Source organism: Acinetobacter defluvii (assembly GCF_001704615.3).
GTDB classification, from domain to species: domain Bacteria; phylum Pseudomonadota; class Gammaproteobacteria; order Pseudomonadales; family Moraxellaceae; genus Acinetobacter; species Acinetobacter defluvii.
This window is the reverse complement of record NZ_CP029397.2, coordinates 498,224-512,202: the sequence shown is the minus strand read 5'-3', so window position 1 is coordinate 512,202 and position 13,979 is coordinate 498,224. Positions and strand designations below refer to the sequence as shown.

Below are 13,979 nucleotides of genomic sequence, written 5' to 3'. Positions count from 1 at the left end.
AAATAAAATTCAGCCATATAAATCACACGCTATAAACAAGGTTTATATGGCGATAAGGTTTCTCGCTGTCCAATCAAATCGTCATCGAAAAAATCTGCGTTTCAGGTTTACGACGTTTTAAATGTAAATCAAAAGCCATACAAATATTGCGTACAAAAGGTTTGCCTTGCTCAGTAATCATGATTCGCTCTTGCTCAATCACGAGCAAATGATCATTCTGCATTTCTTGGAGTCGCTGAAGCACATCTGAAATTTCAGGAAAATACATGGCTGGGTCAGCCCAAGAGGTTTCAAAAGCGCACATGAGATTTAAAATATGTTGACGAATAATTAAATCTTCTGGCGATAAAACATGCCCTTTCACCACAGGAATTTCATTTTGTTCAAGGCGTGAATAATAGTCTTCTAATTTTTTTTCATTTTGTGCAAAGCTATACCAACTATCACTAATCGAGGAAGCCCCTAAACCAATCATAAGTTGCGTTTTCGATGCGGTATACCCCATAAAATTACGATGTAATGTTCGATTTTTAAAAGACTGATACATGCCATCTTGCGCTAAAGCAAAATGATCCATCCCAATTTCATGATAACCATGCGCTAAAAGCTTTTTCTTACCTTCCTCATAACATTGACGCTTCAAATCATCTTTTGGAACATCCTGATCTTTAAAACCCCGTTGACCATTTCCCTTAATCCACGGCACATGCGCATAACTATAAAACGCCAAACGATCTGGCATTAAGCGCTTAGTTTGCTCTATGGTAAATAAAACATCGTCTAAGTTTTGAAATGGCAAGCCAAAAACCAAGTCATGGGAAATAGAACTATAGCCGATCTCTCTCGCCCACTGGGTGACATTTTCAACATTCTCAAAAGGCTGAATACGATGAATCGCTTTTTGTACCGTTTCATTATAATCCTGCACACCAAAACTCACTCGGCGAAAACCAAGATCATATAAGGCTTGTAAATGTTCTCGTGTAGTATTGTTTGGATGCCCTTCAAAGCTAAACTCATATCCATCTGCAATACTTGCTTTGGCTAAAATCCCTTCAATCAACTGCTGTAAATGTGCTACAGAAAAGAAAGTTGGTGTTCCTCCACCCAAATGGATTTCTTTAATATGGGGTTTATCACCTAATAATTGACAATACAAATCCCACTCTTTGAGTACCGCTTGAATATAAGGTTGTTCAACATCATGACGCTTTGTGATTTTCTTATGACAACCACAAAAAGTGCATAACGTTTCGCAAAATGGCAAATGAATATAAAGACTGATTCCTTCGCTTTGATTCGACTCATCAAAAGATCGTTTTAAGGTTTGCTTCCATAATGGCAATGAAAATGTGTGCTCATCCCAATAGGGTACCGTTGGATAGCTAGTATAACGAGGACCTGCAACATTGTACTTTTGAATTAAAGAACTACTCATATCCACCACTCGGTAAACCCTTCATATATAAAGCTAAATCAACACATTTTTTGGCATTCATTTCTATGTTATTGTGCGGTGTTTATGAGCAAAACTCAACCTAGTAGATCAGTCGGATTTATGACTTTAATTTATTCTTTTGTAGGGTCAGTCTTTTGACTTAAGCATGTATTGTGGTGCAAATCGAGAAAACAAATCATTAAAACCTTACTTTTTTTATGGTTTTATGTTTTTATATACTTCAGTTAATACGACTTTAACTTTCCATCTTCCCAATGAGGATCATCATGCAGAATCCTACTTCAGTTGATATTCAACGTGTTCGTGAATTTCTCCTCGATTTACAAGCACGGATCTGTGCAGGCTTAGAAAAACGAGAACTCGAAAGTGGCGGCACAGCAACCTTTGAAATTGATGATTGGACGCGTCCAGAAGGTGGCGGTGGTCGCTCACGTGTTTTGCAAAATGGTATTGTGATTGAAAAAGGTGGTGTGATGTTTTCACACATTAATATTTCAAAACTGCCAGCCTCTGCCACAGAACGCCATCCAAATATTGCGGGCGCAAAAGCCCAAGCTATGGGCGTTTCCTTAGTAATTCATCCTAAAAATCCAAACGTTCCAACCTCACATGCCAATGTGCGTTTATTTGTTGCTGAACCAGAAGGTCAAGATCCTGTTTGGTGGTTTGGTGGTGGTTTTGACTTAACGCCATTTTATCCAGATGATGCCGATGTATTAGCATGGCATCAAAAAGCGCATGATCTATGTACGCCATTTGGTGAGCAGATTTATACCGAACATAAAAAATGGTGTGATGATTATTTTTATTTAAAACATCGTGATGAGCAGCGTGGAGTTGGTGGATTATTCTTTGATGATCTAAATCAATGGGATTTTGAAAAATGCTTTGAATATATCCAAGCAGTAGGTAATGGTTATCTCAATGCTATTTTACCTATTTTCCAAAAGCATCAAAATCAACCCTATACCAAGGCACAACGTGACTTCCAACTGTACCGTCGTGGTCGCTATGTTGAATACAACTTGGTTTATGACCGTGGTACGTTGTTTGGGCTACAAACAGGTGGACGCATTGAATCCATCTTAGTCAGTATGCCACCGCTTGCAGCATGGTCATATCGTCCTGAATGGGATGAAAACTCTCCAGAAAAACGCTTAACGGAATATTATTTAAAACCAAGAGACTGGCTCAAAGAACTCAAAACTCAATAAAAAAATCTCAATTTCATAACCCTAATGACAAGAGATGAGCATTAGGGTTCTTTTTAAACTTGCTCTGACATGCGGATTGAATACCTTCTGGATTTATAGCGTTTTTCCTTACAGGCATAATTTGTCACATTTGCATACAGCTTTTAAACCTATTTCAGCGACATTTCACGTAAACTGAAATAGTATTCAAATAGAATGACATCAAAATGACCTATTCCACTGTTATTTTGCGTACTCATGCACACAGGAAATTAAAATGCACATGAAATCTATCAATCTAAACTGTGTCATTTTTTGCACACTTTTTATAGCCTTAATGAGTGCGATTAGTACTGTGATTTTTTCAGAACAAACTTTGCATGATAATTTTGGCTTTAGTTTAATCATTTTTGCAATCATAGGCTTATGTTTGAATGTAGGTTCTATTTTTGTGAATACCATCCGTGATATTTGTAATCCTTAAGTTTCCCCTTCAATATTCTTGTTCATCTTTAGCACTGTGCATTTTTGACGTATATTAGGCTCATTTAAGTCTAAGGATGTTGCAATATGCGCAAACAGTTTGCCGTTATTGGTAATCCCATCGAACAATCTCGCTCTCCTGAATTACATCATGCGTTTGCTGAAAAAACCGGCATTGAACTTGATTATGTAAAACGTTTTGCGCCTTTAGATGGTTTTGAAAACAGCGTTGCTACTTTTTTTGCTGAAAATGGTCATGGTATGAATGTCACAGTGCCATTTAAAGAGCAAGCTTTTGCGCTTTGTGAACATCTTTCTGAACGTGCCAAAATCGCCAAAGCAGTCAATACCTTATGGATGAAAGATGGCAAATTACACGGTGACAATACAGATGGACAAGGTCTTGTTGCAGCGATTCAAGCGTTAGACTGGTCACTCGCAAATACCTCGATTCTAATCATTGGTGCAGGTGGAGCAACCCGAGGCGTGATTTATCCTTTAGTACAGGCAGGTGTGAAAAAAATCGTCATTGCCAATCGTACTCTTGCACGTGCAGAACAATTGATTACTGACTTAAAAGATGCAGTACCTGAAGCACAATTATCTGCATGTGGTTTAGATGATTTAAACGGTACGTTTGATATTGTCATTAATGCTACCTCTGCCAGTTTATCAGGTGATGTTTTGGTTTTACCTGAAAATTTGAAATTTAATCATGCCTATGAAATGGCGTATGGCAAAGCATCCTCTTTTCTAGATCAAGCCAAAGCTCGTAATGTTCCAACTGCTGAAGGTTTTGGGATGTTAGTGGGACAAGCAATAGAAGCATTTTATATCTGGAATGGGGTTAAGCCAAATATTAAAGATTTTCTTTAAAAAATGGTTTCGCTTTAACATAAAAAGAACCTCCGTAGAGGTTCTTTTATAGTCTTTACTTATTATACCATTCTTGGAAAATGACATCATATAAGTGGTTTATTTTTGACGAAGTCTTACATAGTCTTACATCTAAAGTTTGTATTTAGAGACTAGCCACTGCGTCTTGCGATTCGTCAAAAGTATACTTTGACTTACTCAGGCTCGACCTACTTTTGTTTCGACAAAATGAGAAGTGAAACTTCGCAAGAAAACCATCTTGCGGAGCGTTGCTCCTCACTGCAAAATTCGACAAATACCGCAAATTGATTGATGTATTGCAAAAACATGATCAATCATTGGTAGTCCCGCCTCAGACAATTGCGGATGACGTTTTCGCGTCTCAACTTATGATTGAAAGCAGAAAAATCATTCCAAAAATATATTATAAAACTTTTATAGATTGGTATTACTTTAAGTTAGCATCACTCAAAGCCTCATAAGTTTCTTTAAATATTGCATAATCAATAAACTCAACTGAGTCTTCAGTTAAGCTTGCAATCGTACTGTCTTTAAACTTGTTATTTTTTAAAGCCACGTAAGCCTTACCAAGTATATTGACTGTTTTCTTAAACTCCGCTTGCTGTGCTGCTTCAAGCTCATTGTCTTCCTTAAATTTTTCTGCATAATGATGTGCAAATACTGCTTCAGTGGTTTTATACTGCTTTAACAGCTTTTGCATTTCAAGCATGCTTTTTTGTGCACTCATTGCCTCAACCACGATTTCATCTACATCATTGCCCATATCGTGATCAAACTGTTCATTTTCTTGCAAATGATGTTTTTTCTGAAGTGCCTGAACTTGCTTTAAGGCTTGACCTTTCAAATTATAAATATCTTCATCGCTATAAGCGTAAGCATAAACGGCTGCAATTTCTTGTAAATCCTGTGCCGAATATTGTTTCACAATCTGTGGATAGTCATGCGTAAGTTTTGCAATAAACACGGCTTTATAGGTTTTTTCATAAGACTGTGTTTGTTGATAGAGCTTTTCTGCCAATTGATTTAAATATTCAGAAAAATCAACTGCTGGAGATGCGGATGTTGGATCAGCAGCGCCAAACACCTGTTGCATCGGACTGCCTTTAAAAATATCTTTAAATGACTTGGCTTGATTTAAAATTCGACGATCGATTTTGCTGGCATTGCCATAATTTTTGAACTGCATATCAAACTTAACGTTTAATTTGCGATCAAATTCATCGAGATCATATTTTAAGTCATAATCGGCTTTGACCATACGCCCTTGTTGATCCAACGAAATATCCATAATGAATGGATTACGCTTAGCTTTCGGTACTAAAATAGCATCAATATCCGCTTGATGATCTGACCACAATTGTTTAAAGCGTTGCGCAGTAACCAATTCATCTTTTGAGCCTAGAGAGGCAAACTTCTCAGTCAATGCCTTACTTTTTTCTGATAACTGCAGTTCTAGCAATGATGGTGTTGAAACTGTTTCAAATACATCAATGTCGTAAGAATCTTGGCAATACGTGACATCTCCCATACGCAGACTAGATTTATTTTTACTTAAATCCTCACATTGTTGCTCTGTTAATAATGCACCAGCCGTAGACTCTGCTTCCTCATCCTCTGACGCTGTTTCATCCTCTTCACTGCCAGCTGTTGCATCTGTAGCTGCTGCAATCGCTGCGTCTGTGGCATCTTCAGCTGCTGTCGCTGTTTCTGCTACTGCAATTTCATCCTCTTCATCAGAAATCTCTAAAACAGTTTTATTCACTGCTTCATAAAGTTTATACATCGCAGCAGTCGCTTCATCACGCTCATCTTCACTATCTTCTGCAGGCTCAGCCGCCGCCTCTGCCACTGCTTGGGCAGCTAAAGCTTCTATTGCTGATTGCTCTGCTGCTGCAGCATCTACACCAAATACAGATTGCATCAAATATTCACGGTTAACCGTATTATATAAACTTGCCTGTAAAAATAACTCTTCCACACTACTATTAAGGCGAATTTTTTCCACAATACCTTGCTGTCTTTCAGCATCGGTTAAGCGTAAACTTTGTAGTTGATCTTGCGAAGCTAGAGCATAACTGGTTGCACTCGACTGTTTCAAATACTCAATCAATGCCTGTTTATTGACTTTAGAAAAGTGATCTTTATATTTTGAAAAATCAAAATAAGCGTACTTATCTTGGTCTTGTGGATTGGCTAAATAAGGAACCAGTGAAAAAATCTGTGTGTAAAATTTATAGTCATTAAAATCCACTACCATAGGGACACGTACTGCAACCAATAAATTTGGTTTTTTATACTCAGTTGAAATATTCATTGAAGCCATTTTCTGACGATAATTGACCGTACCGTCATATTGGATATTCAAATCATTTAACATCGTTTCAACAAAATTAGCCCCTTTGCCGAGCACATCAGCTAATGAAGCCACATCTTTTTTTGCGACATTTTTATACAGTGCTTGTTTTTCAGCTGTGTTGAGCTTGATGTTTTGTGCTGCTAAATATTGGTTTAATTTTCTTTCAATTTCAGGCTCTAAGCGCACTTCTGGATTGGCAAGAGTGCTTGTTTTCTCCCCCTGATCTTGAGCTAAATTGACCTTGACCTGACCAGAATAATCAAAACTCGGATATTCATAAACTGCGTTTAACGCTTTGCTTGCACGTTGTGCTTGGTCTAAGCTTGAATGAGCAGGATTGGTTTTAATGACATGAGATGAACATGCTGCCAAACTTAAACTCAATAAACTTAAACTTAAATATTTTAATCGCATAAGATTGCCTAACACCTTGAATAATTATAATTACCAACAGAAGTCTTTAAAATAATATTTTAAAAAATGGTTAAAACTATACCAAACTAAAAGAGAAATAGCTTGTACTAATTCTTACAAATTAGCCTTTCTGACATTTTATTTAGTGACTATTATCAATGTAATTCAAGTCCAATTATGAATAATAAAACTATCGTTAAAAAATCCACAACTATTTTTAAATTAGGATTAAACCATGCCTGCATATAAAGCCCCGCTCCGTGATATTCGTTTTTTAATCAACGAAGTTTTTGACTACGCTGGTCATTATAAGACTTTATCTATTGGCGAAAATGCTGATGCTGATACTGTTGATATGATTTTAGAAGGTGCTGCAGATTTCTGTGAAAATGTACTTTCTCCTTTAAACCAATCGGGTGATGAAGAAGGTTGTCATTTTAAAGATGGCGAAGTGACTACACCGAAAGGTTTTAAAGAAGCTTATGAACAGTTCATCCAAGGAGGATGGCAAGGTCTTTCTTACCCAGAAGAGTTTGGGGGGCAAGGCTTACCTATGTCTTTAAATCTGATCAAATCAGAGATGATGGGGACTGCAAACTGGTCATTTACCATGTACCCAGGTTTAAGCATGGGCTGTATGAACACCATCATGCAGTTTGGTACTGATGAGCAAAAAGCAACCTATATGCCACACCTTACAGCGGGTACGTGGTCAGGTACGATGTGTTTAACTGAGCCACAATGTGGTACTGACTTAGGGCAAGTGAAAACCAAAGCTGAGCCAAAAGAAGATGGTACTTATGCCATCACAGGAACAAAAATCTTCATCTCTGCGGGTGAACATGATTTAACTGAAAATATCATTCACATCGTACTTGCTCGTCTGCCAGACGCACCTGCAGGCACCAAAGGCATTTCACTCTTTATCGTGCCTAAATTCATCCCAACAGCGGATGGCGGTGTAGGTGAACGCAACCCTGTAAGTTGTGGTTCAATTGAACACAAAATGGGGATCCGTGCTTCTGCAACTGCAGTTCTAAACTTTGACGCTGCAACAGGTTATTTGATTGGTGAAGTAAATAAAGGCTTACATGCAATGTTCACGTTTATGAACACTGCTCGTATTGGTACTGCGGTTCAAGGTTTAGCACATGCTGAACTTTCTTTCCAAGGTGCTTTACCGTATGCCAAAGAACGTATGTCTATGCGTGCGCTTTCTGGGAAAAAAGATCCTGAAAAAGTTGCAGATGCCATTATCCATCATGCTGACGTGCGTCGCATGTTATTGACCCAAAAAGCAATTGCTGAAGGCGGTCGTGCAATGATTTATCATGCAGCACAGCTTGCAGATAAAATGGCAGATGCACTTGCACAAGACGACCAAGCAAAATTTGATGAATATGACGACAAGCTTGGCTTCTATACTCCAATTTTAAAAGGTTTCTTAACTGAAATGGGCTTAGAAGCTGCAAACCACGGTATGCAAGTCTTTGGTGGTCATGGTTATATCAAAGAACATGGCATGGAACAAATTGCCCGTGATGCACGTATCGCAACCTTGTATGAAGGTACAACTGGCGTGCAAGCACTTGATTTAATTGGTCGTAAGGTTCTACTTTCTTCTAAAGGTAAAGTCGTTCGCGAATATACTGCTGAAATCTTGAAATTCTGTGGTCAACATGCACGCAACAAATATATGCGTCGTTTTGCATGGGATTTAACCAAAATCTGTGCACAGTGGAACGCTTTAACTGTTCGTATCATGCTTGCTGCACGTAAAGATCGTGACATCGTATCAAGTGCGTCTGTAGACTTCTTAATGTTCTCTGGTTATGCAATGATGGCATATTATTGGGCACAACAAGCAGCTGTAGCTTCTGAAAAATTAGCTTCAGGTGAGGGTGCTGAAGTTCCAGAATTCTATAAAGCAAAAATCAAAGTGGCTGACTTTTACTTTGAACAATTGTTGCCGCGTGCACAAGGTCATGCTGAATCTATGGTCAATCCATCTAAGACCATGATGGCACTTGAAGCTGAACATTTTAGCTTTGATTACTAAGATTGAATGCTTTTAAGCTAGAATAAAAAAAGAGCGCTTCGGCGCTCTTTTTTTTATTCAACTCAAATATCAAATTGGATGACCTATGATACAGATCGCCACTAAAGAAGACTTTCCTATTTTAATTGAAATATGGGAACGCTCTGTCAGAGCAACACATGATTTTCTACCTGAAGCTGAGATTAATGAACTAAAACCATTAATTTTGAATGAATATTTCCAGCATGTATTGCTACATAAATATACACAAGATAATCAAATTATTGGATTTATTGGCACAAGCCCTGACAATATTGAAATGTTATTTATTGAACCTAACTTTAGAGGTCAAGGAATTGGTAAAGCCTTAACACTGTTTGTTATTGAAAAGCTTAATATTCAAAAAGTGGATGTAAATGAGCAAAATCCACAAGCTGTTGGTTTCTATCAAAAACTTAACTTTGAAGTCATTTCCAGATCTGAATTAGATGGTCAGGGCAAAGCCTATCCTCTTTTACATTTAAAACACAGCGCTAAATTTTAGCGCTGTTTATTTTCACTTTTCTTTCTGCACAGTCTCTTTTACTGTTTTTAGTAATTTAAATTTATTATTTTCAAATAGATAAAACCGTGTTGTGATACTCTCCACTTCCCAGTTTTCATCCATATGTTCTTCTTGAGTCACCAATAAACGACTATTGGCTTTGCTTGCAATCACATCCTCCTGGCTACCCTCACCACCAAAACCGCCCTCCAACAACTTTCCTGTACGTTTATTGATAAATGCATAACTACGACAACTCGCACCACAACCCCACATGGTAATGACATATTCACCTGCAAAATTTGGCTTTTCTTTTAATGCATTACGTAGCCGAGTGCGAAACATTCGGGCACTTTCATCCGTCATATCCAATTGTGCGGTTTTGCCTGTATAAGGTTTAACAGGATAATCCTTAAATTGAGGGACATGGGTTTTGGCATAAGCCACTGTCATCCCCAATACGAAGAATGACAGTACGATGAGAATTTTTTTGATTATTTTTTGCATTTTTAGAGACAACACTGATTTATCATTTTCCTGCTCATCATAGCAAAATAACAGGAAGATTTTTACAAAAACGTTTCCAATACTGAATTTAAAAACACATGCCCTTTCTCAGTACAATTCAATATCTTAGTATTATCCACCATTAACTGACGTTGTTTTAAAGCATCTAAAACCGCTAAATCTGCCAAATCTAAACCTGTACGCTCTGCATATAACTGAGCTTCGACACCATCCACCAACCGCAGCGCATTCATCATAAATTCAAACGGCAAATCTTCATCTTCAATCCGTTTAAATTGCAAATTTTCCGCAGGAACTTTGGCTAAATAGTCTTTCGGTAAGCGGGTTTTCTGAAAACGATACACGCCATCCACCTGAGTCACTTTACCATGCGCCCCTGCCCCAATCGCCAAATAATCGCCAAATTGCCAATAATTCAAATTATGTGCCGAGGGTTGTTCTTTACGCCAAGCCGATACCTCATAATTGATAAATCCATTGACTTTTAAGTACGCTTCGCCCTGTTCCTGAATATCTTCCAAAATATCTTCGGCAGGTAAAATTGGTTGCGTACGAAAAAATACCGTATTCGGTTCAATGGTCAGTTGATACCATGAAATATGTGTTGCACCATTTTCTACCGCAAGTTTTAAATCATTTAACGCTTGTTCTAAAGTTTGTTCAGGCAAGCTATGCATTAGATCCACATTGACACGTTTGAAGCCTGCTTGTTTGGCATGCTGAATCGCCAAGATCGCATCGTCATTGGAGTGAATCCTTCCTAATTTTTGTAAATGTTCCCTATTAAAACTTTGTACACCAATCGATAAGCGATTAATTCCCGCAACTAAATAATCTGCAAATGGATCGTGTTCTACCGTTCCGGGATTGGCTTCTAAGGTTATTTCACACTCCTGTTCGAACGGAATCAGTGCTTTTAATTGAGCAAATAACCATTGATATGCTTTTGCTGAAATGAGAGATGGCGTACCGCCACCAATAAAAATACTATGTATTGCACGCCCCTGCGCAAACTCAACTTGAGTTTTAAGATCCTCAACCAATGCTTGTAAATATTCTTGTTCCAGTTCTAATGATAATTTTCCATCAGGTACAGCATGCGAGTTGAAGTCACAGTAAGGACATTTACGCACGCACCACGGCATGTGAATGTAGAGGGACAATGGAATATTTTGAGGGTTTAAATCAGCCAAAGAACAAGCTCGAAATAGTGTAAAGAATGAGGAATTTTAACATGACTCAGGGTTATTCAAATCAAACAAATGAAAAGTTGTTCTATTCATTCGTGTTAATTGTTTTTTATTTTCCAATACAGACCCGCTTATAAATTTTTTGACCAACAAAACTATTCTTAATGGATTCAAATGTTAGGTCATCATAAAATTCAAAGGATTGACCAGTTTCTCCATCCATGCCATATATATTTTGCATCCTATTGATCATTTCGCTGTTGGATGTTTGTCCACTATAAAATTTTGCTTCTCCTACAGATAACGCTTTATATGGACAATCAACAATATAACTCTTAATTGCAGACTGATAATTTCTTGCATATTCATCATTCTTTTTATATTCATATTTCTCATAAATCACAACCCGCATCAGACTTTTATCAATTCTAGTAATCGATTTTTCATCTAAAAACTGTTTTTCCATATATCCTTGATCTATTAATAGCAGTTTAGGTGTATATGCCATTACTGATATTGATAAAAATACAGTTGATAACAAAATAAACTTATTTCTAAATTTCAAAATCTTAAATCCAAAAACATCATTACGCTATTTTTACATTCTAAACCATATTAGGAAACCTCTACCTTTGTCATTTTTTCTACTATGCTTAATCCCTAAATCAAAGTTTTTAATGAAAGTCTCTATCAAGTAAGCTTTAAAAATAGCAAGCTTCTTGCGAAAGTTAATTTCGGCAAGATCTGAAGCAGTATTGAATGTTCCCTCTCCTTTTAGGAGAGGGTTAGGGAGAGGTTTTCTATGTAAGAGCGCTCATCCTCTTGCATAGCTCCCCCTCCTCCCAAAGGGAGAAGGAATCCCCTATATTCTTTTGAGTGTGTAACATCAATTATTAACAGATCATTCAACCCATCAATATTTTCATTCGCTCATGTTATAAATTTCCATTAGACTAAAAATTATCAAGGAGGGAGATAATAACAACATGATGAAACTCACTAGCCAATTTCTGTTATTTTTACCATTGGCAATGGGAATAGGCATTGCTATGAGCATCCAAACTGCGATCAACACCCAACTAAGAGAATATTTATACTCGCCTTTACAAGCTGCCCTTTTGTCATTTTTAATTGGTACAATAGTGCTCGCAATTTTTGTGTTTTTTCAGTCTACCCCCAAACCAAGTTTACATAGTTTAGGACAAATTCCGTGGTATCTCTGGCTTGGAGGTTGTTTGGGTGTCTATGCGATCAGTATTAGCATTTATACTGCGCCAAAACTTGGTTTTTTGAGTTTATCTGGTTTAATTATTTTTGGGCAAATCATGATGTCCATGCTGTTAGATCATTTTGGCTGGCTCGGTGTGGAAAAAACACAACTGAATTGGCAACGTCTTTTTGGTGGCGTGGTGATTTTTATTGGTGTGCTTCTCACTCTACAACGCTAACCCTTCATTTTTCTAAGCACATTTAAAACGAGTAATACGTGTCAAATCATGCTGCCACTACGACCCGCTTTGAATTAAAGCAACTTTTTCATTTAATGTTACCCATTTTGGTCACACAGTTTGCCCAAGCAGGCTTTGGTCTGATCGACTCAATCATGGCGGGACATATGTCTGCACAAGATTTGGCAGCCATTGCGGTGGGTGTGGGCTTGTGGATTCCTGTGATGCTATTGTTTAGTGGCATTATGATTGCAGCCACACCATTGGTCGCTGAGGCACAGGGCGCACGCACCCCTGAAAAAATTCCATCGATTGTCCGTCAGTCTTTATGGATTGGTTTAGTTTTGGGCATTATCGCAGGGCTCATTTTACAAGTCATGCCATTCTTATTACCCTTGTTTAATGTACCTGAAAGTTTGATTCCTAAGGCAAGTTTATTCTTGCATGCGATTGGTTTGGGTATGCCTGCAGTAACGATGTATGCCGCATTGCGCAGTTATTCTGAGGCAATGGGCTATCCTAGACCTGTTACCTTGCTCAGCTTGGTTGCTTTAGTGGTACTGATTCCACTGAACTTTATTTTCATGTATGGACTTGGTCCTATTCCTGAATTAGGCAGTGCAGGTTGTGGTTTTGCCACCGCAATTTTGCAATGGCTTATGTTTATTGCCTTGGCGTTTTATGTCTTGAAAGCCGAGCGTTATCAGAAAACCCAACCATTGAAAGCATGGGAAAAAATTAACCCTGTACTGATCAAGCGCATTTTGAAATTGGGCTTGCCGATCGGTTTGGCGATTTTCTTTGAAGTCAGCATTTTTAGTACAGGCGCAATTATTCTCAGTCCTTTGGGGGATATTACCGTTGCAGCACACCAAATTGCGATCTCTATCACTTCCCAATTGTTTATGATTCCAATGTCTTTAGCAATTGCGCTGACCATTCGTGTCGGCATGTATTATGGTGAGAAAAATTGGGCAGCGATGCGTAAAGTCCAATGGGTCGGTTTAATGACGGGCACATGCTTTGCTGCATTCACCATGTTGTTAATGTGGTTTTTACGCCCTGAGATTGTGGCTGCTTACACTTCAGATATCGAAGTTTCTCAAGTTGCGATTTACTTAATTTTATTTGCGATTGGTTATCAATTAATGGATGCTTGGCAAGTCAGTGCCGCAGGCTGTTTGCGTGGTATGCAAGACACCAAAGGTCCAATGTGGATTACCATGTTTTCCTATTGGGTGATTGCATTCCCTGTTGGGATTTATTTGGCACGCTATACACCTATGGGTGCAGCAGGCGTTTGGACAGGATTAATTGTGGGTTTAAGCATTGCTTGCGTACTTTTAATCAGTCGCTTGTTAGTTATGAATAAACGGCTAAATCAGATTTAACAAATCAGGGCTGCTTTTTTGGAAACTCCTTACTTTAT

12 protein-coding genes are annotated in these 13,979 nt (G+C 38.0%); 7 read left to right on the top strand and 5 right to left on the bottom strand.

The features are described from left to right. Positions 1–73: 73 nt before the first annotated feature. Positions 74–1,438: an oxygen-independent coproporphyrinogen III oxidase gene (gene hemN, locus DJ533_RS04755; RefSeq protein ID WP_065994128.1), complete on the bottom strand. Its 1,365-nt coding sequence runs from the start codon at positions 1,436–1,438 to the stop codon at positions 74–76. Positions 1,439–1,725: 287 nt separating this feature from the next. Here hemN and hemF point away from each other — a divergent pair, with 287 nt between their 5' ends. The 3 genes from hemF to aroE all read left to right on the top strand — a co-directional run bounded on the left by hemF (position 1,726) and on the right by aroE (position 4,011). Next, positions 1,726–2,673: an oxygen-dependent coproporphyrinogen oxidase gene (gene hemF, locus DJ533_RS04750; protein WP_065994062.1), complete on the top strand. Its 948-nt coding sequence runs from the start codon at positions 1,726–1,728 to the stop codon at positions 2,671–2,673. Between the two features lie 256 nt (positions 2,674–2,929). Continuing rightward, entirely contained in the window at positions 2,930–3,136 is a 207-nt protein-coding gene (locus DJ533_RS04745) for a hypothetical protein (protein ID WP_065994061.1), read from the top strand. 86 nt (positions 3,137–3,222) lie between these two features. Beyond that, entirely contained in the window at positions 3,223–4,011 is a 789-nt protein-coding gene (gene aroE / locus DJ533_RS04740; protein WP_065994060.1) for a shikimate dehydrogenase, read from the top strand. A gap of 448 nt (positions 4,012–4,459) precedes the next feature. On the opposite strand, the gene DJ533_RS04735 is transcribed toward aroE, so the two are convergent. Further along, positions 4,460–6,802 carry a hypothetical protein gene (locus DJ533_RS04735; RefSeq protein WP_065994059.1) on the bottom strand — a complete coding sequence of 781 codons (2,343 nt, stop codon included), beginning with the start codon at positions 6,800–6,802 and terminating at the stop codon, positions 4,460–4,462. A gap of 235 nt (positions 6,803–7,037) precedes the next feature. Here DJ533_RS04735 and DJ533_RS04730 point away from each other — a divergent pair, with 235 nt between their 5' ends. Both DJ533_RS04730 and DJ533_RS04725 read left to right on the top strand, forming a co-directional pair. Continuing rightward, positions 7,038–8,861 carry an acyl-CoA dehydrogenase C-terminal domain-containing protein gene (locus DJ533_RS04730; protein WP_065994058.1) on the top strand — a complete coding sequence of 608 codons (1,824 nt, stop codon included), beginning with the start codon at positions 7,038–7,040 and terminating at the stop codon, positions 8,859–8,861. Positions 8,862–8,946: 85 nt separating this feature from the next. Then, positions 8,947–9,384 (top strand): GNAT family N-acetyltransferase, encoded by a 438-nt coding sequence (locus DJ533_RS04725; RefSeq protein ID WP_065994057.1) that lies wholly within the window; start codon positions 8,947–8,949, stop codon positions 9,382–9,384. A gap of 12 nt (positions 9,385–9,396) precedes the next feature. Here DJ533_RS04725 and DJ533_RS04720 read toward each other — a convergent pair whose 3' ends face one another. From DJ533_RS04720 to DJ533_RS04710, 3 genes are all read right to left on the bottom strand, one after another. Further along, complete coding sequence (locus DJ533_RS04720; protein ID WP_065994127.1) at positions 9,397–9,879, bottom strand: hypothetical protein; 483 nt, start codon at positions 9,877–9,879, stop codon at positions 9,397–9,399. Positions 9,880–9,953: 74 nt separating this feature from the next. Continuing rightward, on the bottom strand, positions 9,954–11,105 hold the full coding sequence (gene hemW, locus DJ533_RS04715) for a radical SAM family heme chaperone HemW (RefSeq protein ID WP_065994056.1): 1,152 nt from the start codon (positions 11,103–11,105) through the stop codon (positions 9,954–9,956). Positions 11,106–11,211: 106 nt separating this feature from the next. Beyond that, complete coding sequence (locus DJ533_RS04710) at positions 11,212–11,667, bottom strand: surface-adhesin E family protein (RefSeq protein ID WP_065994055.1); 456 nt, start codon at positions 11,665–11,667, stop codon at positions 11,212–11,214. Between the two features lie 421 nt (positions 11,668–12,088). Here DJ533_RS04710 and DJ533_RS04705 point away from each other — a divergent pair, with 421 nt between their 5' ends. Then, a complete protein-coding gene (locus DJ533_RS04705; protein WP_065994054.1) occupies positions 12,089–12,550 on the top strand; it encodes a DMT family transporter in 462 nt (153 codons plus the stop codon). Positions 12,551–12,645: 95 nt separating this feature from the next. Further along, positions 12,646–13,941 carry an MATE family efflux transporter gene (locus DJ533_RS04700; protein WP_065994126.1) on the top strand — a complete coding sequence of 432 codons (1,296 nt, stop codon included), beginning with the start codon at positions 12,646–12,648 and terminating at the stop codon, positions 13,939–13,941. Positions 13,942–13,979 lie beyond the last annotated feature (38 nt).